At 48.1% G+C, this 22419-nt stretch carries 23 protein-coding genes and 1 other RNA gene; 7 read left to right on the forward strand and 17 right to left on the reverse strand.

What is annotated here, in order from left to right:
* Positions 1-121: 121 nt before the first annotated feature.
* Positions 122-628, reverse strand: a complete 507-nt coding sequence (locus G451_RS0106690) for a hypothetical protein (protein ID WP_034641163.1) — start codon at positions 626-628, stop codon at positions 122-124.
* Between the two features lie 328 nt (positions 629-956).
* On the opposite strand from G451_RS0106690, the gene G451_RS0106700 reads away from it, so the two are divergent.
* Positions 957-1322 (forward strand): Hpt domain-containing protein, encoded by a 366-nt coding sequence (locus tag G451_RS0106700; protein WP_027183634.1) that lies wholly within the window; start codon positions 957-959, stop codon positions 1320-1322.
* 44 nt (positions 1323-1366) lie between these two features.
* On the opposite strand, the gene G451_RS0106705 is transcribed toward G451_RS0106700, so the two are convergent.
* On the reverse strand, positions 1367-2938 hold the full coding sequence (locus G451_RS0106705) for a hypothetical protein (protein ID WP_027183635.1): 1572 nt from the start codon (positions 2936-2938) through the stop codon (positions 1367-1369).
* Between the two features lie 181 nt (positions 2939-3119).
* Positions 3120-3290, reverse strand: coding sequence for a hypothetical protein (locus tag G451_RS34055; protein ID WP_156921542.1), 171 nt, complete (start codon positions 3288-3290; stop codon positions 3120-3122).
* A gap of 170 nt (positions 3291-3460) precedes the next feature.
* Between G451_RS34055 and G451_RS0106720 the strand changes: the two genes are divergently transcribed.
* Entirely contained in the window at positions 3461-4318 is an 858-nt protein-coding gene (locus tag G451_RS0106720; RefSeq protein WP_027183636.1) for a YitT family protein, read from the forward strand.
* Here G451_RS0106720 and G451_RS0106725 read toward each other — a convergent pair.
* The 4 genes from G451_RS0106725 to G451_RS0106740 form a co-directional block, all read right to left on the reverse strand.
* Positions 4315-5469, reverse strand: a complete 1155-nt coding sequence (locus G451_RS0106725; protein ID WP_027183637.1) for a sensor histidine kinase — start codon at positions 5467-5469, stop codon at positions 4315-4317. The genes G451_RS0106720 and G451_RS0106725 overlap by 4 nt on opposite strands.
* A gap of 65 nt (positions 5470-5534) precedes the next feature.
* Positions 5535-7736 carry a hypothetical protein gene (locus G451_RS0106730; RefSeq protein ID WP_027183638.1) on the reverse strand — a complete coding sequence of 734 codons (2202 nt, stop codon included), beginning with the start codon at positions 7734-7736 and terminating at the stop codon, positions 5535-5537.
* Between the two features lie 10 nt (positions 7737-7746).
* The gene (locus G451_RS0106735; protein ID WP_211236339.1) at positions 7747-8547 is read right to left on the reverse strand and encodes a class I SAM-dependent methyltransferase; all 801 of its coding nucleotides are present in this window, start codon (positions 8545-8547) and stop codon (positions 7747-7749) included.
* A 31-nt stretch (positions 8548-8578) separates the two neighbouring features.
* On the reverse strand, positions 8579-10021 hold the full coding sequence (locus G451_RS0106740) for a glycosyltransferase (RefSeq protein WP_027183640.1): 1443 nt from the start codon (positions 10019-10021) through the stop codon (positions 8579-8581).
* A gap of 210 nt (positions 10022-10231) precedes the next feature.
* Between G451_RS0106740 and G451_RS0106745 the strand changes: the two genes are divergently transcribed.
* The 5 genes from G451_RS0106745 to G451_RS0106765 all read left to right on the forward strand — a co-directional run bounded on the left by G451_RS0106745 (position 10232) and on the right by G451_RS0106765 (position 13228).
* The gene (locus G451_RS0106745; RefSeq protein WP_027183641.1) at positions 10232-10555 is read left to right on the forward strand and encodes a MerR family transcriptional regulator; all 324 of its coding nucleotides are present in this window, start codon (positions 10232-10234) and stop codon (positions 10553-10555) included.
* Between the two features lie 471 nt (positions 10556-11026).
* Positions 11027-11779 (forward strand): tetratricopeptide repeat protein, encoded by a 753-nt coding sequence (locus tag G451_RS28100; RefSeq protein ID WP_034641166.1) that lies wholly within the window; start codon positions 11027-11029, stop codon positions 11777-11779.
* Between the two features lie 20 nt (positions 11780-11799).
* Positions 11800-12471 (forward strand): flagellar brake domain-containing protein, encoded by a 672-nt coding sequence (locus G451_RS32395; protein WP_051261244.1) that lies wholly within the window; start codon positions 11800-11802, stop codon positions 12469-12471.
* Between the two features lie 101 nt (positions 12472-12572).
* Entirely contained in the window at positions 12573-12830 is a 258-nt protein-coding gene (locus G451_RS0106760) for a hypothetical protein (RefSeq protein ID WP_027183642.1), read from the forward strand.
* A gap of 65 nt (positions 12831-12895) precedes the next feature.
* Positions 12896-13228 carry a hypothetical protein gene (locus G451_RS0106765; RefSeq protein WP_027183643.1) on the forward strand — a complete coding sequence of 111 codons (333 nt, stop codon included), beginning with the start codon at positions 12896-12898 and terminating at the stop codon, positions 13226-13228.
* A 23-nt stretch (positions 13229-13251) separates the two neighbouring features.
* Here G451_RS0106765 and G451_RS0106770 read toward each other — a convergent pair whose 3' ends face one another.
* The 10 genes from G451_RS0106770 to glmU all read right to left on the reverse strand — a co-directional run bounded on the left by G451_RS0106770 (position 13252) and on the right by glmU (position 22272).
* Positions 13252-14382, reverse strand: a complete 1131-nt coding sequence (locus G451_RS0106770; RefSeq protein WP_027183644.1) for a sensor histidine kinase — start codon at positions 14380-14382, stop codon at positions 13252-13254.
* Positions 14383-14463: 81 nt separating this feature from the next.
* Positions 14464-14877: a rhodanese-like domain-containing protein gene (locus G451_RS0106775; RefSeq protein ID WP_034641169.1), complete on the reverse strand. Its 414-nt coding sequence runs from the start codon at positions 14875-14877 to the stop codon at positions 14464-14466.
* A 2-nt stretch (positions 14878-14879) separates the two neighbouring features.
* On the reverse strand, positions 14880-15734 hold the full coding sequence (locus G451_RS0106780; protein WP_027183646.1) for a 4-hydroxybenzoate octaprenyltransferase: 855 nt from the start codon (positions 15732-15734) through the stop codon (positions 14880-14882).
* 312 nt (positions 15735-16046) lie between these two features.
* Positions 16047-17324 (reverse strand): tyrosine--tRNA ligase, encoded by a 1278-nt coding sequence (tyrS, locus tag G451_RS0106785; RefSeq protein ID WP_027183647.1) that lies wholly within the window; start codon positions 17322-17324, stop codon positions 16047-16049.
* 235 nt (positions 17325-17559) lie between these two features.
* Positions 17560-18336, reverse strand: coding sequence for a TIGR00282 family metallophosphoesterase (locus G451_RS0106790; protein ID WP_027183648.1), 777 nt, complete (start codon positions 18334-18336; stop codon positions 17560-17562).
* Positions 18337-18432: 96 nt separating this feature from the next.
* Positions 18433-19992, reverse strand: a complete 1560-nt coding sequence (gene rny / locus G451_RS0106795; protein ID WP_027183649.1) for a ribonuclease Y — start codon at positions 19990-19992, stop codon at positions 18433-18435.
* A 189-nt stretch (positions 19993-20181) separates the two neighbouring features.
* Positions 20182-20363: non-coding RNA, 6S RNA (gene ssrS / locus G451_RS33580), on the reverse strand.
* A gap of 30 nt (positions 20364-20393) precedes the next feature.
* Positions 20394-20660 carry a cell division protein ZapA gene (locus G451_RS0106805; RefSeq protein ID WP_027183650.1) on the reverse strand — a complete coding sequence of 89 codons (267 nt, stop codon included), beginning with the start codon at positions 20658-20660 and terminating at the stop codon, positions 20394-20396.
* Positions 20661-20669: 9 nt separating this feature from the next.
* Positions 20670-20846, reverse strand: coding sequence for a hypothetical protein (locus tag G451_RS34535; RefSeq protein ID WP_169727835.1), 177 nt, complete (start codon positions 20844-20846; stop codon positions 20670-20672).
* A 31-nt stretch (positions 20847-20877) separates the two neighbouring features.
* Positions 20878-22272 carry a bifunctional UDP-N-acetylglucosamine diphosphorylase/glucosamine-1-phosphate N-acetyltransferase GlmU gene (glmU, locus tag G451_RS0106815; protein ID WP_027183651.1) on the reverse strand — a complete coding sequence of 465 codons (1395 nt, stop codon included), beginning with the start codon at positions 22270-22272 and terminating at the stop codon, positions 20878-20880.
* Between the last annotated feature and the right edge of the window lie 147 nt (positions 22273-22419).

Genomic DNA, 22419 nt, shown 5'->3' on the forward strand with positions numbered 1-22419 from the left:
TTTGAAAAAAAATAAAATTCACGACATTTCACCATACATATTCAGCATACCAAACGAAAAAAGCCCGGCCGTCGCTCATGGCGCCGGCCGGGCTTTTCAATGGACGACAACAAAAACCGGATTATTCAAAGATAAACATGGCATTGGCCACGAAATCTCGGAATCCTTCCATACGCTCAATAATCGTATCCATATTTTTATGCTCGTCGGGCGTCATGCCTTGCTTATCAAAAACACCTTCGGAATCCTTCATATTCATGATTATTTTATCCAACGAATTTAAAATAGTATTGATGCGGCGAGTGATATAGCGCCGCTCATCCACGGTGAAACAATATTCTGCTTTTTCATATATATAAAAAAGATCGTGCAGATTCAGCGCGATATATACAGTTTTCTCAAGCTGCCCAGACAAAAAGTCCAAGTAATGAAACATCATAGACTCGGGTTGAAACTCATGAATACGTTCTTGAGCTTTACCGAATTGAACCAATGATTCGTTCGCGTAAACAATAAACTCAGCTAAACTTTCCTTTATTCCCGGTCGGGAAGTTTGGGCAACAGCAGACTGTCCAGCCATGACCAGAAAAACGAACATCATCGTACATCCGAACACCTTGCGCATCATATCCCATGTCCTCTTCGCATCATTGCCCATATACGTCTCGCGGAAAACCTATTTTGACGCCCATGCGCCTCCTCCTCAATTTGCCGAAATTCCATGATCGATAATTTTACCCGGCCTTTCGTAGACAAGACATACCTGTCCGCGTATCTTTCTTGAGAAATGCACAAGGAACATTCTCCAAGGAAAAAGCACTTGGCATGAATGCATCGTTCAACCGCCCTCTCCTGAACGGTCAGATTGTTTTCGTGGGACACCTCTCGGTTTCCGAGGGAACATCAATACATCATACCGCGTATTATATTCCGTTTCAATACAACTGGAATCCAAAATGAAGACAACTTTGCTTGATACGAAAACAGCCCTTCAGTATTTGGGAAACGATGCAAACATTCTCCGTCAAGTCCGTTTAGTCTTCCAAAACGCTCTTCCCGCTCAGTTTAAAAAGCTTCAACAAGCCTGTGTAAACAACGACGTATACCAGGTGGAAGGGATTGCTCACTCCATAAAAAGCGCTGCGGCATCGTGTGGAGCACAGGCCATTAGGGAATTGGCTCTACGCATTGAGCACACTGCCGGGGAGGGAGCCCTCCAAGAATTGCCGCATATGATTGAAGCTCTTGCGACGTCCATGACGGAAACATTTCAGGCCATGCAGCGGGAAAACCATCTTCTCGAAAATATTGATGGAGAGTAGCCTTTCTCCCCACGTATCGCTTCTTTGTCTCCAATACGATAATGCTATCCTGTCTGCGGACGGACACCGTACGCATTCATGATTTCAGCGAGGCGTTTGGGCAGGTTTGTCGTACCGCGCGCAACAAGTGGAACATTGATGACAACAAGAATTTCAACTTTGAAATCAGCCTGTTCCCACGCTTTGATCATTAACACCTGCAGCGGTCTCTCGATTTGAAGGAGCTGCAACTGCTCCTTAAATTCCTGAGGAGTCTGCTGTTTAAAAAGGATTATTGTCTCACTTTCCTTTTCAAAAAAACGATGGCTTCTGATGCGATTGAGCCCATTTTGAGCCAGTCCATCGAGCATCGCACTCGAAATACAACGTGAACGCATCGCGCGCACCTGGATTTTCGGCCCCTCCTCGCGTCCTTTCTCGCGTAATATCTCGGTAAAGCTGAACTCAAGCATTTGTCGCAACGCACGTCCCAAGCCTTCCCGACGGAAAGAACCAATCAATTTCAAAATAACCTGACGTTCTTTCCTCTCAAAATTCGCTAATGCCTTATCACAATCCTTATGAGCCAAGGCTAAGACAATCCCCGCACCTGCAGCAGATGCAATGACCTGTTCACGCAAAAAAGATCGTTGCGCTTCACGTGTTTGTTCGTCCTCTTCTTCAGAAACAGCGCTTTCTGGCGAAGACGCGGTCTCCTCTGTATTCGCATCCGTTCGTGCAGTCCCTTCCGTTTCATCGAGACCCAAAGCATTCAATAATTCCCGACTGGCAGGATCAATACTCGCCATACGAACAATAAAATCAGTTTCCGTCTCCGAAAAATGTCCGAAATCAATGGCTGCATCGCCTTCAAACAAATTATGGTAAATAAAATTCTTGATCCTCTTGGATTCGGTATCGGTGGCTGTATCGTCAAACGCTTGTTGAATGCGGGTTGCTTCAATCTTTTTCTCCGTTCCCTGAAGCTTGGCCAACACTTCTTCAAAAGGAAAATGGAGAAGCAGATAATTCCCCCGTTTTGACACCTGGATTTTACTGTTGGCGACAATATCTTCGTATGCTCGGCTCACCAAGGTAAAAACGAAAAAATCAAAATATACATTCCAATATGAAGCATCAAATGTAACACTTTCAGTGAATTCATCGATTTTGGAAAGAGCTCCCTCACCATAATGCCGTATAATAACATCATTAAAATTATCTTTAATAAGAGCAGAAGTATATACCGCAGCTTGGATACATTTCAGGAGTATTGTTTCAAGATTAAAAATTTGAGTGCGTTGAATCTTTTGTTCGACTTCATCATCACTCATAACGGCAGAACGGTATTTGCTCAGATTGAGCATAAACCGTGTGACCCAGTCGCGGAGCTGCTCTATGCCTGCAGCTTCTTCCATTCGCGAACACACCATGGACAGGATACTCTGCTGTTCAACGGCTAGCATAGGAAACTCGTCGATGCGCTCCTTGTTTGCCATAATGAACTCCATCAGAATATCACGTTCTGCGAGTTCCTTGATCGTATTCGTCTCTTTGAGCTGGTTAAGTCGTTTCAGATAGGCGTTGAGGCGCTGTTCACTTTTTTCATTGCGTGCCGTTGCAATCTCATCCGTCATATTGTGCTCCAAGACAAAAATTCGCCAATGAATCGAGGGAGACCAAACCAGCCTTACTCAATAATCGTAACGACCACCGATTGCAATAAAACGCAAGTGGCAAAAGACGAAAAGCCATAGAAAGTGCAATGCAGCAGAGAATGACAACACTGAAGACAGACGAGATCGGGAAAGAGTGTCTTTACTGGACAATATTATGGTAATGACCGCTTCTTTGAATTTCCTGTGTTTTGTACTGGTCAAAATCGACATTGTTGACTCGGAGTTCGCGCTGGCGTGACTGACCCAGCAGAATAAAAACCCCGACAAGCGCAAAGACGCCTATAAGGATGGCTCCCCCAATAAGATACATGCAGTTCTCCTTTGGTCAAAAGGTCGGGAAACTCCGAACCGATGTCCAATCCGTTTCAGAGGTATTGCACAAACTCGTCCTTGTCAAAGTGTAGGGTTTCTGCTTGACCAGAGCGATGCAGAAGAGTAGGAGCCCGTTTTTTTTAAAACAGAAAGCGGGAAGGAAAGGACATGTCGAGATTTCAGTTCACCGACTCGATTATCTATAATATCACCATGATCACGGCGGGAGCGTTCTTGTTCGCCCTCGGCGTCAAAGCCATCGCATCACATCATCAGTTTATCGTTGGTGGCCTCTTTGGAACAGCATTGCTCATCAAATATGCCACGAACACGCTCAACCCTGGTGTATGGTTCTTTATTCTCAATATTCCGATATTTCTGCTGGCGCGTTTTTTTGTCAGTGGCCGTTTTTTTTGGTTGAGCCTCTATGCTATGATCATTTCATCACTCGCATATGAGCTGGTCAATGTCGACTTCGGCATTACCAACCAACTCTATGCGGCGATTGCTGCTGGCGTCATTTGTGGAGCAGGATCAGGATTGATTCTGCGAACCTTTGGCTCTGGGGGAGGGCTCGACGTTATCGCCATCATCTTGTTTCAGCGGTATAATATCGGTGTTGGACGATTCTATCTCATCTTCAATGCGGTGCTCTTTATTTTCGGATCACTGAAGCTCGGACCAGACCTTCTCATCGCATCGCTCATCATGGTCTTTACGTCTTCCGATGTGATGGACAAAGTCATGACACTCTACAGCCAACGCAAAATGGCCTTCATCATCTCACCACATGTGGAACAGATTTGTACACGCATTCAGTCCCAGCTCAAACAAGGTTCGACCTATCTCATGGGCGAAGGTGCCTACAATCGGACACCCACCAAGGTTCTCATGACCGTGACCAACAACATTCAGCTCAAAAAGCTTGAAGAAATTGTCTTTACGACAGACGAACGCGCCCTTTTCATTGTGGAAAACACGCAAAATGTCATCGGGTCTTCCTTCTCCAAACGAAAACTGTATTAATCCGCCAGTTCCGCGGGATCACGATAACGCTTCGGCAAACGAATATAAAACGTGGTCCCGCCAGCCTCTTCAGACGACGTGAACCATACCTCTCCACCGAGATAACGTTCCCCAAGCAGCTTAATGCTGTATGTCCCCAAGCCGCGGCCAGCTCCCTTTGTTGAAAAAGACCGTTTGAACACCTGCAAACGAACATCTTCCGACATAACAAGCCGGTTTCGAACCCAGAAGACAATATTATCATCTTCTGCGAAACAGCCCAACGTCACCGTATCTTCGGGCACTGAGGCTTCCAATGCATTTTTCACCATATTGCCTAAAATACGCCGAATCAGTGTATAGTCCGTCACCAATTCCAAATCGCACGACGCTTCGTCCACAGAAATCCGCTTGTCCTCAGCGACAAAATACCCGGCGTATGTCGCTGCAACCAATCGAACCACTTCAAGAGAACGTAACGTCATCGGATCAACGCTAAGTTCCCGGCTTTCTGCGGCAAGGAGCTCTTTTTGCGAAACAATTTCATCAACAAGCTGACTCAATGTCGCATGAACGAGCTCGGTATCGTCACGTAATTCATCGGGTACCTGATCCCTCAGAAAGTCGATCAGCCCTCGAGCTCCACCAGCTGTATTGAGGATGTCGTGAAAAAAAATACGCTCCAGAGCTCGGCGTCGTTTTTCATGGCTGATGTCGGTAATCGTGAAGATGACATAATTCTCCCCCTCCACAATAAACGGAGAAGAACTCACAAGCAATTCCAAAGCGTCAGCATCGTGGTCCCGCAACATGCTACATTCCTGCACCGAAGCGATACCGCCCAAGGCGGAAAGAATGGAGCGCACCGCACCGCACTTGCGGCAAAATTCCGTGGTTCCACAACCACCATCGTTTTGTTGCGCATACACACAACCGAACACTTCGCCCGGACGTTTTCCTAAAAATGGTTTGATGTCCGTAGCTCCAAGCAGCTTCAGAAACGCATCGTTCGCAAAGACAAGCTGACGCTGTGCATTGAGTACTAAAACGACCATGGGAATGGCGTTCATAGAGGCAAGACACGCATCGGCCTGAAGCTTTTCATTCTCTTGCTGTATGGCCGGTGCTCCGGCTCGCTCTGCAGGTGCAAATTTAGTAGGTAGTGTGGCCAAATCTCAAAACCTCCATACGTCCCGAAAGAGATACCGCATTGGGGAACCGTGTTTGCGCTACAACACTAGTGCGGCATCTGACGCTCAAAGACCCACGAATAAAAGTTTGGCGTCTGCGCCTTTTCAGTAACAAGAAAAAAAACGTCTTGATGAAGTAACGCTACCGGAATCTCTGTATACGCCTGAACACATCGACTTGTATACTCGACTTGCCCAGTTCCCGTTCGAACAGTCATACTCGGCCCAGCTTCACTCGACAAGCCGGACATCTCGTCGAAATCATGAATTCTGTCCATTCTCGATAGCAAATATACTCGCCTGTCCGGACGTGGCACAACAACAACCGAGACAGGGTCTCCCTTCTGACGGGCATGCTGTTGATAAAAAGCCCATCCTTCAAAAGCAAACTGAAAACGAAAGCGAGGCCCACCATGAACAGGGAGTCCTGTTGGATCGAAAATTAATGCTCCGGTCAATTCCGATGAAAGCGTGTCGATACGAACAGTCGGGTCATTGTACGCAAGACGACCGCCTGGAACCGCGATACCCAAGCGCTCCGGTGAAACCGACAAGGTAGGGAATAAAAAGCGCACGTCCTTCCAATCCCGGGCCACCGTCGCCGCACGTTCAACGACAGGAACAGTATCGGCAGCAAGATATCGCTCTCTCATGATACGCTCGAATTGCTTGTGATTTCCATCGTAGCCACGCCGAAAAAAACGTTCTAACCGAAAGCCGTAATCGCTTTGCTCAGCATAGACGCGCTCTACCATATTGCGTCCGGAAAAAAGATTAACGGCAATCACTGCACAGAAAGCCAGAGCCCCAAGCCATCGACCAGCAGATGATGAGCTTGCTATGCCTCGAGCACCAAAATACACAAGAAGCAGCAGGAAACCGGTCTCGGCCCAGATATAATCGCGTAACATGAGATCACCACGAAGACTACGCACAGCAAGCATAGCGGAAACAAAAAACACCCCTCCAATACAGGCTGACACGACCAGGCCCCGCCACGTCCGCCCGCCTCCCGGGCGACGAGAAAGGCTCCAGGCAACAAGGATCGCCGCACTACCGTAAGCAAAGGGTATGGCAGACACCTTAAATTTCTCGGCAAAAGTAAACAAAAACAACGCTTCAAATTGCGAACGATGGACAAACAACGTTGAAAAATCGGCAAGAAGATAGGCCCACGCTGTCGCCGGATTTGTATAGAGGAAAAAATGCAATCCAAAAGCGGCAGTAAAGCCTGCAGGAAGAAGCACCAATGCCGCGACGCACCGTTTATCCAAAAGAAAGGCAAACGTTCCTTCAGTGGAAAAAAACACTCGTTCGAGAAATGGACTTCGTCGAACGAGCCAATGTACCGCACCCGAAGCAAGAAGAAGTCCAGAAATCGTAATGAAGATGAAAAGCAAAAACGGAGGCGTCACCAGGGCTGGTGCGGCAAAATTGACGACATTCTCAGGCATTTGGGTCATCGCCCCAATACCCCACAACGTCACGAACACGATAAGATGAATCAGCCCACAAACAAACAGACCGGGTGAAAAATCAGATGGTTCGGCACGGTCGGTGCGCTCGACGTCATCGGACATACCGTCACAAAACAATGCATAAAACAATATCATCGAGAGAATATAAAACAAACACTGAATCTTCGTCAGATAGGCGAGGCCGGCACATCCTCCCGCCCCCAAAAGCCATACATAACGCCATCGACGATGACAAACCGCTGCCTGCGCAAGGGCCAAGAAACCGGCAGCAAACCAGAGCAACGCAAAAAGCTCTGAGCGTAGCATCGAAGCCTGAACAACCAATCCGGGCATCGTTCCGATACAGACACTTGCCAGCGCCAACACACCAGGACCGGCTCTCGCTCCGATACTCAGGCCACTTGCAAGCAATATAACGACCATCGTTGCAAGAAAGGGCAACAACGAACGCCAAAAATCGACCGTCACCAAGACGACAACAATCGGATCTAAAGCCTGCGCCACCACATGCATTGTTGGACGAACAATATCACAGATATATGCCCAGACAGTTGTTGATCCGTAGAGGCCGAGATTCAGCCCAAATCCGGGGTGGACAAGGTGATCGGGAAGTTGACCATCAAAAATAAGCGCCATGTCCTGAAAGACATAGTTGTCCATATCCCAAGTGAAATATGCGGGAAATTGACGATTCACCCCTTCAAAACGCGCCAACAGCACCATGGCGACAACACATGCGGCAAGACAGGCCAAGATGCCTGATTTTTTCATGAACGGAGCCTCACTCTCGTAGGCTTGTCCCGAATTCAGTACGGGTGATCACGATATGTGCAAACATGGCAAAACGCTCCATATATGGCGTTAGAAACCGTTCAAGCCAGACAAAGGGTTGATAGGCGAGATTGGGTGCGAGACTACGCAAAGAAACGCCACCGGAAAAAAGATATCGAAATGGCATGAATGGTTCTACTCGCTCAATACACCATTCGGGGAAATCGGTTTCAAAACTGGAGCGATCGCGCTCGAATATGATCCACGGTAAAGCGCCATTGGCTCCGGACAATGGCCCACAGGAAGGAAACTCCCAGTCGACGGCATCAGGACGAAACGGCTCGTGGTGCAGCCGGCCGTAGACATAACGCGACCATGCCGAGACCCACGGCTCGATCATGATGATACGGCCTCCCGGTGCGACACATCGACTCGCTTCCGCTAAAAAATCACGCACCGCACAGATGTGATGCAGAACATCAACCATAACAAGTGCCCGCAAACTGGCAGACTGAAACGGCAACGCCGTTGCATCGAGTACAGCGCGAACCGAGGGCAGAAAAAAAATCTCGGACGTCACCGTCTCGGGCTTTATCTGATCGAAAAAGCCCCCTCCGGAACCAATCTCAACAAGGGCTCCAGACGGTCCAGAGGCGTCAGGCAAACTGGTGACGACACGAGTATACCAATCCTCATACACCCGCTTTAAAAACGGTTTACTGAGGATGATCTCTCGCCGTCGTGCAGTTGTTTTCGGGTCATTAATATCCAATCCCTGCGTCAGGGGATGTGCCAAAAGCCTTTTCAACACGAAGGTATTCCCCCATCATATTCACAGGTATCTAAATAAACTTAATCCGCTTGGCAGCAAACATCACCATGCGAAGGAGTATCATGCCATGCTTCCATCGGCTGATATTGGTGTCACCATATGTGCGTTCCATATATCGAATGGGAAGGTCGACGATCTTCAAATTTTGCTTGGCTGCCCCGAAGAGAAGGTCAAAATCGCCAAAAGGATCGAAGTCACCGAAATACGCCCTATTCGCGGCAATCAACATGTAGTCTTCACGCCATAATACTTTGGTGCCACACAAACTATCTTTGATGGGCTGATTCAGTAACCATGAAAATGCCATACTGAAAAACTTGTTCCCGAGCAAATTAAAGAAGCGCATAGCCCGTTTTTCCATCGGATACACCAGGCGCACGCCATTGACGAATTCCCCTTTACCCGACGTAAGCACCTCGACAAAACGAGGCAGCATTTCTGGCGGAACGGTGAGGTCTGCATCGAGGATCATGAGGATATCACCCGTCGCTTTTGCATATCCAAGCCTGACGGCATCGCCTTTCCCTTTCCCCGTCTGTTGATACACAGAGGCATCCACGTCCGGGTATCGAGGAAGAGCCTGCTGTATCGCTTCGTACGTATTGTCTTGCGATCCTCCTTCGACGAAAATAACTTCCGTGTGTGCGCCCATTGCAGGGATATCCGAAAAGATACGGTCGACATTCCCTTCTTCATTACGAGCGGGAACAATAACCGACACCCGAGGCGAAGGCCGAAGACCACTTGCGCGTGTCGAACGAGCCATCATGAAATTTGACAGCGCCCCATGTAAAAACGGCCATATTTTAACAAGATATCGATTGCAGAACGACTCAACCCCAGGCACAGGCAACGGCATCAATATTTCTTGCCAATGCTTGAAAACCTCGAACCCCGCCAACTGAAACAAACTGCTCACGTCGCTTGGTGTAAGCCAGTTTTGCGGCAACACCGGTCTCTTCCACCCCAAACGTTGTGCGGCACGAAGCGGTGTTTGCCAAAGAAAGCTGTAATAATTCACCACAACCCGAGTTCGGTCGTGACAGAAGCGATGCAGGTTCGCGAAGGCATCTTGCACATCGAACAGATCGTTTATCAGATCGGAAAGGATAATGATGTCAAATTGGCCTGAAAAATCAGTCTGATCCAAATCATGGATATCCGCGGAGACAAATGTCATTTCAGGATGACGCTTCGATGCCAATTGTACCATAGAGTTTGAGAAATCTATCCCCACTTTTTCCTGTCCAGGTACAGCTGCCAACAAATCTCCTGGACCACACCCAATCTCCAATACGCGGCTTTGAGGTGGCATTATTGATGCGTACACAGCTTCTAAGCGTTTGTGGTAGGCGTTCCCCGTAGAGTTAAACGTATCCCAACGTGATGCGAGATCGTCCCAATGAGCTTGGCGCTCTTTTGTATACCGGTCTTTTTTTTCTTGAAATTTCAAAGCCTACTCCTGGTGTATATCCTTATGCAGAGAGTTTTTCTCGTCATTAAAATTCGATCACATTATAACGTAGGCTTGGGTTTCTACTGGTCTCAAACAGGAAAATCAACTCCATCCCTCATTCTTGACTTGATTTCCCGCCATGGTGGTGTTGTATTCAACCAATACAATGTATTAATGGATATATGATCCGCAGCCATTTCGACGTATATGACGCAAAGCACTTCATCTCAACGCACATACAAAATTGGTCAGGTCGCTAAGCAGACCGGACTCAAGACATTCGTTCTTCGCTTCTGGGAAACCGAATTTCCACAACTCGTTCCCATCCGCACAAAAAAAGGCCAACGACTCTATTCCGACGACCATATCCAACTCATAGAGCGCATCAAAGACCTTTTATACAATCAAGGGATGACCATTGAAGGAGCCCGTAAAAGACTCGGAGAAAACGCAAACCAGGCACACCATGAACGTGTTCTGCGAGAAATTGAAGCTGAACTCATCGCTATACGCAAACTCTTGTCACCCTAACATCATCACGCCACGATACGGTTCACCGTCTTTTCTATTGAGCGCGACACGAGCTGTACTGTTTCAGATGTACATAGAGCTCTCTATTTGAGGATATGTTGGGTGGAGTCGGCAGCTCTCTTCATCGAATCTGCCATAATCTTCCTGAAGACATTACACTGTTCAATGCATGCGACACAAAATACATTCATCCTAGTTAATTTATTAACTTATTCCCATCTGATATCGACTTTAATGCTAAACATGATACACTCGTGCCTGTGGCTCTCTTCCTTTCATTACAAGTGATGAACGATTTGCAAAACAACATATTTTTTTTACAAATTCAGATGATTCCTGACACAAAACCCAGGATTTCTCCTATTTCACCTTCTTACGAAGTGCTGTATGCAACTATGAAAGGATTCGTTGAACAATCCCCCCAAAGCCCAGCACACTGTTCTCTTAACATGCCAAGGAGATAATGACGTTATGTTCGTACTTGGGGTATACTCCAAAAAGACCTCCAGCACGGCCGGAACGGGAGAATCCTTTTCACGCTACGCTCAAAAGACCTATTGGTTCATTCGGCGACGGAAAGATGATGAATACGAAGTGCAACCACTCAATGATCATGCACTACCTTCTGGCATTGTTACTGTTATCAGTAAGGGACAATTCATCAAACAATTTGCGCCAGAGCCTGAATACTTCGAAAGAAAAACCGGCCCACTTTTAAAACGTCTACAAAAAAAACTGGACTTGGGAGAAAAGTATTTCACCAAAGAAAATTTCGACCAAGCAGAACAAGAGTTTCTCAAGGCCATATCCCTTGACGATACCAATGCTAAAGCCAACCTCCGGCTCGGGTCCATTTACTGTCGCAAAGGTCAGCATGAACATGTCAGAGCGACCATCAAAAGAATTTTGAGCAATGATGCTGCATTCCGTGAAGATGAACGCCATCTTTTCAACGAATTCGGTATCGATCTTCGCAAGGCAAAACATTATAAAGAATCCGTTGCATATTATAATAAAGCAATTGCGCTCAACAACAAGGACGAGCATCTCCATTTCAATATCGCCCGAGCGTTTTTCGAATCCGGACAATTAGAGGCTTGCGAAGAGCATTTAAAAAAAGCCTTAGACCTCAATGCCGCATTCAATGAAGCCGCCCGTTTTCTCCAGTACATTGACCAAAAAACCAATGGTGACCGGCAAAACACACCTGAAAACCAGAGCTAGATCTCTTGTGAGCACGCGCCATGACCCCCAATCCACATCCAAAACTTCATGTTGAAGTCGGTACGACACTCAATCTCCAAATCCACGGTCTCGACTTTAAATTGAAAACACCGCTTGTTGGTCATTTGCGACCTAAGTTTTTTCTCACGACGATTCCATCTTCCCCCGAAATTGAGCGTGCACTCCTTGTACGCCATCTCTATGTCGGGAATCCGGTTATCATCAGATTTCTTCAATCCGGTTCCATCATGGGGTTCAAAACACAGATCCTCAACGTGAGTTACTCCCCTTATCCTTTGCTTTTTCTCGATTATCCAACAAAAACCGAAACGTTCAGTCTTCGCAAACATCGACGCATTGATTGCTTGTTTCCTGTCGCTGTCGCAATGGGGAAAAGAACATGTACGGGGATGCTGACGAATCTGAGTGCAGGGGGATGCTGTCTGAAATTCCAACGGCAAGACTACCCAAGCCTGACAACGGAAATCGATGAAATCATCACCATTGAATGTCAATCACTGTTCGGTTCCTGGAAGAAACCGGTTCGCTGCAAGGTCATGCGTGTCAAAGATGTCAACGGGGCACTCGAAGTTGGAGTTGCTTTCTACAAAGCCGATCCCTACATTAGTCAATGTATAGAGAATTATTTAAAACATGCCGCTTGTTTTCTCGAAGAAAATGAACTCAGTTGACTTGTGGCGCGCTCTTCTGAAGACGTCGTATGCGGGTTCTTGCCCACTGCTCCGCTTTAGTATAGGCTCCGTCGCCCAACAGACGAAAAGGAGCATTTCCCATGAAAGACCAGCGCGGCCATTATTATTACCCCGCCCCGCAAAACCGGAAAGTGAAGATGTACGTCAGACGTCAGTTCGATCAGATTGAATTCCGGTTGCACAATGACGATTATCCTGAAGTATGGGAGAAGCACAATTGGGTGCCCTACGATGAGATCAAATCAGCCGCTGAAAAATATAAAGAGCGCGGTCGCAACGCCGACCCTCTCCAACTTTACGACCTTGACGTTGCCAGCCGCTTGCTGAACGATGCGTAACAAACGGTAGCATTGGCATTTCTGTCATTGACTCCGCGACCACACTATGAGCCCCGCCTGAAATTATGCGTTACGATTCTCATTGCCGCATTTATGGCCAATTTTTCGGTGTCACCCCCGAGCAGTTCAAAGCGCACGGGACACCGTTGCCGTATGATTGTGTTGCCTTTCTTGGTGGAGCGACGGACATTGAGCACGAAGGTCATCTCATTGATGTGACACCACTCGTTGAAGCTGCCGTTGCATTGCTTCCCGAAAACCGTGAAGGCCATCTTGATGTCATCGACCACCGTGCGTGGAGTATCACGCGATATTTCATCAAGAATAAAACGGTGAAAGAAGAGACGTTTGATCTTGACAATATCCTGGAACATACGAAAAACGACGGCAACTGGTAGATTCGCCGAGGTATCGATAGGTTCTACGCCTCTACAGGGCGGCGAGGTTCTTCATCACCTCGTTTACTCTGGCGTTGGGGAAGATATAAACATACCCGCGTCCAGTTATGCGGTTCGCTCTCTACGGCAATCTCCCCTTGATTTTCCGTCAGGGCACGCTTCGCCCGTGTCAACCCCATCCCTACGCCTTGCGGTTTGGTTGAGAAGAAAGGATCAAAAACATAGGGCATGTCCGTCGGTAAAATCCCTTGTCCGGCATCAATAAACGAGAGAGACCACCCGGCACTATCGGGACAAACTTCAAGACGCAAGTCTACGTGCTCAGCGGTGGCAAAGTCCACAGCGTTTTGGATAACCTCGTCAACAGCGGCCATAATCAATGCAGGCTCTCCCCAAAATCCCGCTTCCTTCCCCTTTGACATCACCTGAAATGTCGAAGAGATCCCAGCCACCCTCGCCTTTTCACGCACCAAGAGTTCGGATTGCGAAACAATATGCTCTGTCGAAATATGCTCACGGATACCGTGTTGGAGCGAAGCATATCCGGACATGGCGCGTACAATGGTTTCAAGTCTTGCCGATTCTTCAAAAATGGCTCGTAACCGTTCCCGGTCCTTATCACTTATCTGCTTATTCTCCATCAAAAGACGCGAAAATCCGGCAATCGCCATGATCGGATTGCGGACTTGATGCGATACGGATCGTGCAAGCTGAATAAGGGATTCCGAACGTTCTTTTTGCAAACGATGCATTGAACTCAATATCGCCCGTTCACGATCATGCTGACGATAAAACTCCGTGATATCTTCAGCTGTAAAAATGATGAACGTGCTTTCGAAAGAATAGAACTCAACAGAATTGAAGAGGATATAATTCTTTTCGTCAAACTGCGAACCGCTCAGAGGATCAGGTTGATGCATGTAGATAAACGATCGGCTCCGATCAGTGCTAACAGCAATGCTGACAATAATATTCCACAGATCGGGGACGCGCTCCTGAAGCTCGCCTGACAAAGCTTGTTTTGCCGCCATATGAAGGCCGAGACGCTTTGCCATAGCATCATTGATAGTGTGTACACCGCCATCCGTACACATGACGATAATGCCGATGGGAATTTTATCGAAAACGGTATGAATCAGCGTATCGTAGGTCATAGGGGCAACCGTAGCTCAGGTTATTCACTTTGCCTTCAGTTTACCCACAATACCAATCTGGTCAAAGAAAAAAAAACGTTGTTAACCTTCCACGTCTTGTCCTTTCACAACAGGCCCCCGTGCACGCAACCAATTGAGCATTCCCCATTTCAGGTGTGAGACTTTGGTAAAACCGAGGCTTTGCAATTTTTTGGCTACAATGGGGGATCGGTGCCCGGTCATGCAAATGACGACAATATCACGGTCTCTGGGCAAGTCGGCTTTATCGGCATCGAACAACAGATCGGGCTTATGCAGTGCCCCCGGAATGTGAAACCAGCCATATTCTATCCGTGTGCGAATATCGACAAGCAAGGGAGGTATTCCATCTTTCCCGAGGAGCCGCGGCATCAATTCCTTTGGACGAATCGACGGCACTCCCAAAGTGCGCCACAATCCATCCCAAAAGAGCAATACAATCGCAATCGCAATAAGAAGTAAGAATGGTCGCGGCATAATTACCTCCACATGACATCAAGAGCCACGCCAACAAACAACAACATGGCAATGATGCCGTTCAATGTGAAAAAGGCCAGATTGACCCGGCTCATATCATCTTCAGACAACAATCGATGTTCCCAATACAAAACGGCCGACACGACGGCCCAGGCAACATAATATATCCCCCCAAGGCCAGCGGACCAACCAGCAAGTGCAAAAAACAACGATGCATTGACGTGTGATGCTGACGACAACAACAACGCCCCGCCTACTCCGTATCGTGCCGGACAGGAGCAGAGCCCCAGTCCTCGATCGAAGTCAGCGTCTTGGCAAGCATAGAGCAGATCAAAACCAGCAACCCAAAACAGCACTCCCAAGCCCATCAATACCGGCCCCATCGTAAATTGGGGAGTAACAGCAAGATATCCGGCCACCGGAGCCAATCCGAGCACCGACCCCAAAAAGAAATGGCACATCCAGGTAAATCGCTTTGTATAGCTATAAAACCCGGCCCAAACCAAAACAATGGGAGAAAGCGCCAAGCACAGAGTATTGAGGGCTGCGCACGCCGCAACGAAAACGAACGCGCAAACGCCCAGGAATATCCAGACTTCACATGCTGTCACCTCGCCCGTCACGAGTTCTCGCATCTGCGTCCGTGGGTTTTGCCGATCAAACTTGACATCGACCAAACGATTGACAGCCATGGCAAACGACCGAATAGCCACCATTGCAACGGTCAAGCCTAAAAATGCTCTCCACCCGGCAAAGCCCTGCCCTGCCAGCACAAAACCCATGTACGCAAACGGCAAAGCAAAAATGGAATGCTCAACCTTGACCAACCGCGCCATTTTGGAAAGATATTTTGTCATATGGACAAATGCCTCCGGCAATTCTGCACTGACGTTGTAAAAAGGCCTATCGGTACGTGCACGCAGAGAATCTTCAAAAAGTATCACCACTTCAAGCCAAATACATCTTCAACTAGCGCAATATTCTTTTACTTAAACACCATATGCATCACCCTCTTCATGAGCCTCTTCTGTATGACCCATTAAGAAGGTTCAAGGAAGGGAGTGATGAGGGGAGGGAAAGAGGGCCCGTGGAGAGGGAAGGCACAAAGGAGAAAAGCCCATTCCTCTCCTCCCTCTCCACTTGCCGCCGAAGGCAAACAATGGTGTTTATTATTCACCTAAAAAGACAACGCCGTAGTTCTTCTTCCCTTTGCGCACGAGCAGAATGCGTTCTCCGATGAAGTCGGTGATTGCAGGAGTATACGTCTCATCTTGAAGACGTTCATTATTGATATAAATGCCCCCTGCCTTAATATCTTTCCGGGCCTGAGACTTAGACGAGCAGAGTTCGAGATCAACCAACAGCCCTGGCAAATCAGGCAGCGCACCAAGCGTCGCGTAGCCTTTTCCCGGAGCCGATTCCAGCGCTTGCCCCAAGGTTTTGGCATTAACGGCTTTGATGTCCCCTTTCCCGAAGAGGGCTTCGGTCACGGCCTGCACGTTTTCGAGCTCAGCCTTTCCGTGAATCATGGTTGTTGTCTCTGCGGCAAGACGTCGCTGGGCAGCTCGTTCGTGAGGACGCTCGGCAAGCTCGGTCTCCAGGGCGGCAATTTCACTCTGGTCAAGGAGCGTAAAATATCGCAAATAATTGATGACATCACGGTCGTCGGCATTCATCCAATACTGATAAAACGCATACGGCGAGGTCATTTCCGGATCAAGATAGATAGCGCCTTTCTCCGACTTTCCAAATTTAGCCCCTGTAGCCGTCGTGATGAGCGGAAAAGTGAGCGCAAAACACTCTTTTCCAGACTTTTTGCGAATCAGCTCCAGACCGGCGGTGATGTTGCCGAATTGGTCGGAACCGCCAATCTGCAAGGTAAGGTCATGATGCTCGGATAAATAATAATAGTCATACGACTGGAGAATCATGTAGCTGAACTCGGTGAAGGATATGCCTGTATCTTCGCGACCAATCCGGTTCTTTACGGAATCTTTGGCCATCATATAGTTGACCGTAAAATATTTTCCCACGTCGCGCAGAAACTCAATTGTAGACAGAGAATTGGTCCAATCATAGTTGTTGACGACACGAAGATTTTCGACACAATCAAGATTGGTGAAAAGCGACTCCACTTGCTTTCTGATATTATCTGCAGACGCAAACAGCGTTTCCTTGTCGATCATTTGTCGTTCTTTATCTTTACCCGACGGGTCACCGATAAGACCGGTCGCACCACCCATCAAGGCATAGGCAACATGGCCAGCTCGAGCAAAACGCGCAAGGGCCAACAAGGGAACAAGATTGCCAATATGCAGACTTCTGGCCGTAGGGTCGAACCCGCAATACATTTTGCGGCCCGGTGTCTTGAGGTGAAACCGAAGGTTTTCATCATCCGAGGTCTGGTTGATGAGACCGCGCCAGAAGAATTCATCAAATACGTTCATGTGCTATCCTTTATCCGGAACAGACGTCCCATGGTGATCGTTATGCGGGGAGAGGCTGTGGTATGGTTTTTTTGCGGCACACGTCAATAGTCGACAGCGGGTTGTCTCGCCCTCGTATTAACACGTACCTGTCAACAATACAGCGGTCTTACAGAATTGATGAATCTTTGGGCAACCGGCGAGAGTCGCATAGAGAGACGAGCCTTATGAGTTCTCCACCAGAAGAGCCAAGACATCACGCAACAAAAGCTTCGATGGATCTTGCAAAACCACTGGCATCATCCACATCAAGGCTGCATCCCTCAAGTCGGGCCGGATTGCGGGCCACAACAAACCGATGTGGCCGACCCGTAAGAAATCGCTGAACAATAGGATCGACGGACATACCGAGAATAGAATCCTTTGGGCCACACATGCCCAAGTCCGTCATATAGGCCGTTCCCTGAGGAAGAATCTGGGCGTCGTTTGTCTGAACATGGGTGTGGGTGCCGAGAACGGCCGTCACGCGACCATCAAGTACAAATCCCATTGCCCGTTTTTCCGATGTGGCTTCGGCATGAAAGTCGACCAATCGAACAAGAACATCTCCGGGCACCGTGGCAAGCAAGCTCATCGCGGATTGAAATGGACAATCGACAGCGTCCATATAGGTACGCCCGAGAAGGTTGATAATCGCATAAGGCATGCCGGACTCGGTTTGATAAATGCCGAGACCGGCTCCTGGAGCGCCTTCGGGATAGTTTGCGGGACGGAGGACGCGATCGTTCTCCTGAAAGAAAGAGATGAGATCTTTGTGTTTCCAGATGTGATTTCCACTCGTTAGGACATCGAGCCCTGCAGCTGCAAGAAGTTGGCGTGCCGATTTCGAGGTAAGCCCAAGCCCACCCGACGCATTTTCAGCATTGGCCAAAACGAGATCAAAGGCGTGCTCACGGCGCAACCGTGAAGTCCGTTCAATAATAGCGGTACGTCCAGGACGTCCAACGATGTCACCAAAGAAACAAATCCGCAACGGTGGCTCTCCCTGAGCTCAGGTCGGAACACTCGTGTAAAAACGTGTTCAACACAGGCAAATGCGATGCATCGTATTTGCCTGTGATAAATCCTACTATTTCGCATACCCTACGGCGCGTCGCTCACGGATGACCGTGACGCGAATTTGCCCCGGATAGGTCAGATTCTCTTCGATCTTGTGAGCAATGTCTTTACACAAAACAAACGTCTTATCATCATCGATATTGTCGGAATCGACCATGACGCGGATCTCACGACCGGCCTGAATGGCATAGGCTTTAGAGACGCCTTCGAACTCGGTAGCCAGACATTCCAACTCTTCAAGCCGTTTCACGTAGCTTTCGAGCAGTTCTTTCCGGGCGCCGGGGCGAGCACCGGACAAGCTGTCCGCAGCTTGAACAAGCGTAGCGAGAATGGTCTTCGGCGGAACATCTTCGTGGTGCGCCTGAATGGCGTGCATGATTTCTTTGGATTCACCGTATTTCTTGGCGAGATCGTAACCAATGACGGCATGCGGACCTTCGATTTCATGGTCCACGGCTTTCCCAATGTCGTGCAGTAAACCGGCGCGTTTGGCTTTCTTAACATCATGCCCAAGTTCGGCAGCCATAATCCCGCACAAAGATGCCACTTCGAGCGAATGTCGAAGTACATTCTGCGAGTAACTTGTCCGGTATTGCAAATGACCAAGCAAACGAACGAGTTCTGGATGAATACCATGAACGCCGACATCGAATGTCGCTTGTTCGCCGAGTTCACGTAATTTGATTTCAAACTCCTGCTCGACTTTTTTGACAATATCTTCAATCCGAGCGGGGTGAATGCGTCCATCGGTAATAAGTCGTTCCAAAGCAAGCTTGGCAACTTGTCGACGAATCGGAGAAAAAGCAGAGAGAATAACCGTCTCGGGAGTGTCATCAATAATAAGGTCAACACCGGTAGCCGCTTCCAAGGCACGAATATTACGTCCCTCACGGCCAATAATTCGCCCCTTCATCTCTTCACTAGGCAAGGTCACGGCTGTCACGCTTTCTTCAGCGACAAAATCACCGGCATAGCGTTGTACGGCCAACGAAAGGATTTCTTTCGCTTTTTTGTCAGCAGTTTCCTTCGCTTCCATCTCAATTTGACGAATCATCTTAGCTGTTTCATGACGCGTCCGACTCTCAATCTCCTGAATAAGCCGTTCTTTCGCTTCTTCGACAGTCAGCCCGGAGATTTCCTGCAATTTGATTTGATGTTCGTCGGAAATTCGCTCCAGTTGTTCTTCTTTGGTTGCTAAAGCGCGTTCCTGTGCAGTTAACCGCTTTTCCGTTGCCAGGATATCGGATTCTTTCTGCGTCAGCTTTTCCTGTTTCGCTTCAAGCCGCTCCTGCTTCTCGACGATCCGGGACTCTTTATGCTTCAACGTGACTTCGCGTTCTTTGAAATCATGCTCCATTTCGCGCTTTTGATTATAAAGATCGTCTTGCGCCTGCAAAACAACTTCTTTCTTATGCGCTTGCGCTTCTTTGCGAGCCTCATCGAGAATACGCTGAGCCAGAGATTTGGACTCGTTGAGGGTTTTATCGGATATCCATTTATTGAAGAAGTACCCGCCGACAGAACCGCCGACGAGACCGAGAAGAATTGTAAAAACGTAACCGAAATCCATGGTCTCTCCTTATGGGGTCATATAGGTCGTCCTGAGAGGGCGGGACGACGACGCCCATGCGCTGCGGGCGTATATTCAAGGGAGAAACCGATCGTGTTGCCTTGTGGCTGATGAGAAAAGAGCTTGTTCACATTCGGCGGAATGCCGAACGGAGAAAGATCTGTTTAGAGTTTTGGCGTGGATATAATATGCGTCCCCGGAGGTGCCGTGTCGACTAATCCTTTTGAACCTTGCTTGACAAGGTGGGCGCCGCTGTCAGACCTTCAGGCTCCCCGATTGCTCGGGTATGCTCACCAGCCCTCATGAGTGGCTCCCTATTTTTGAGTATCGGCTCAAAAATAGACCAGCAATCACAAACACTCCAGGGAATCGCAAATTTTGGAGTTCACAGATGAACACCCCTATTCATCCGTCGAATTTATTTTCATCAGGAGACGGTCGAGTTTCTCTCGCAACTCGTCGAGTTCCTGCTTTGATTCGAGCAAATCGTCCGCCAAACCCAAGGCAACAAACGACAGCAGTTTCTCCTTACTGAGATTTCTTCCGCTCGGTACAAGCCCGTTATAGCGCTCTTCAACCAATTCTAGCGCATTCTCAACGCGGTCCGCTTCCGCGTCCGTCTTAAAGGACAATTCCAGTCCCACGAGGGACAGGTTATAGCTAGGCATTGGGATATTTTAGTTAAACTCTTCTTGAATTTTTTTCAAGAGTTGGTCTATGCGGGACGTGACCTCATCTTTACTGCCGCGTTCATTGGCAAGCTGTTCGCGCAAAGCCGCGTTCTCCTGTTCCAGGTGACGTAGCCGGCCAAGTATGCCGTCAATCCGTTCTTCCAGCTTGTCGATGATTTCCATATAACGCTTCTAGCCGGTTCCACCGGCGAAATCAAGACGGGCCCGACTCGTCATTGCATTTTCTGCGCTTCAAATTCACTTGACGACTGCGACCCACCGCTAAAGCATGTGCATCAACATCCTTAGTAATCACGCTTCCCGCACCGACAAGAGTCTGATCACCAATTTTTACAGGAGCAACAAATGCTGTATTACTGCCAATAAAAGCTTCTTTACCAATTATTGTTTTATGCTTGTTCTTCCCGTCGTAATTGCATGTAATCGTTCCTGCACCGATATTGGTGTTTTCACCAATATCAGCATCTCCCAAATATGTAAGATGTCCCGCTTTAACGCCTTTTGCAAGAACCGATTTCTTCACTTCAACAAAATTACCGACGCGGACATTCTCTTTGAGCACTGCACCAGGTCGCAAACGTGCAAATGGACCGGCAACAGCAGATTCTCCAAGAACAGCTTTCTCCAAATGAGAAAAAGAACGAACATGACTGCGCTTATCCAAAAGACTGTCAAGAATAACAACATTCGACTCAACAATGGCACCTTGTCGAATTTCTGTCGTTCCATAAATTTCACAAGGACCTGTGATGTCTACACCTGGTGCAACAATAACATCGGGACCGATACGTACCTGGCCAGGGTTACGGAGAATAACCCCTTTATCGACCAACGTTTCATTGATGAATTGCTGAAGCACCAACTCCGCTTCAAGCAACTCGCGGGGGCTGTTCACTCCGAGCAAGAACTCATCGCTCCCACAAGCGATACCGTCCACACGTAAACCGTGTTTGACGCCAAGACCGATCAAGTCCGTGATATAGTATTCACCACTTTTGTTTTCATTCGACAATTCTTTCAACAAAGGCGCAACAGCATCAAGGCGCAGCAGATAGATGCCGGAATTAATCTCTCCTGTCTCGGGCCCGTGAACGTGAACATCGTAGTCTTTCAGCTCGATAATTGCCTGAACACTATCGTTCTTCCCACGAATAACACGACCATACGCTCCCGGATCGTCTAAGGTTAGACTGAGAAATGCAATATCGGCCTGACTTGCCATTGTGTCATCAAGAAAATCTTCCAGGGTCTCAGTGAGAGCAAGCGGAGTATCCCCATTCATGACAAGGCAGTATTCAGCTCCAGTAGCCTTAAGTGCGTCGAACGAGCAGGAAAACGCATGCCCTGTACCAAGCTGCTTTTCCTGCATGACAAAACGATCGATTTTCTCAGGAAACGCTTTCTCCATACGTTCACGACCAAATCCGACAACCGTAAGGATGTCTTCTCCAAAAATAGGCTCCAAAGCCCGGTAGACATAATACAGCATGGGATGCCCCAACAAAGGGCGCAAGACTTTCGGGTCTTCCGAGTACATCCGGGTTCCCTTTCCAGCTGCTAGAATAAGACACGCTATGTTCTCAAACATGGGAGATCCTCTGTTTGTATCATGATGATTGCGGAAACGTACTTTCGTCCCGCCCTGTGTAAGAGGATTATGCTCACGATGCAAGATGAGAATGCGGTAAGGCCACTTCTACGAAACCATTGGAAATTTCAGCGTACGATTTTGAAT

Source organism: Desulfovibrio inopinatus DSM 10711 (genome assembly GCF_000429305.1).
GTDB classification, from domain to species: domain Bacteria; phylum Desulfobacterota; class Desulfovibrionia; order Desulfovibrionales; family Desulfovibrionaceae; genus Alteridesulfovibrio; species Alteridesulfovibrio inopinatus.